We start from the raw sequence: 281 nt of genomic DNA on the forward strand, positions 1-281 counted from the left end.
GTTACATTGATTGGAGCTGGGTTTTCTGAACCAAATGTAATTGATGTTGGATATTTACCACTAATTACCCAACCTTCTGGTACGTGGTTCGCAATATCAGTATTTACACTTTCACCAGTCTTACCATTTACGTTGTAATGACTGATTACCTTACCAGCTTTATCAACATAGTTGATTAATTGAGTATGATCTGCCTTCTCGTAATCTACAGTTACAGTAATGTTGTTTACTGGTTCACCATTTGCTAAGCCTGATTGTGCTGCTACATAATCCTTACCATC

General features: G+C 37.0%; 1 protein-coding gene. It reads right to left on the reverse strand.

The annotated features are described in order from the left end of the window. Positions 1-281: hypothetical protein (locus H5R88_RS03325; protein WP_182600228.1), on the reverse strand; the 281-nt coding region annotated here is incomplete at both ends.

It is taken from the genome of Limosilactobacillus agrestis (genome assembly GCF_014145585.1).
In the GTDB taxonomy this organism is placed as follows: domain Bacteria; phylum Bacillota; class Bacilli; order Lactobacillales; family Lactobacillaceae; genus Limosilactobacillus; species Limosilactobacillus agrestis.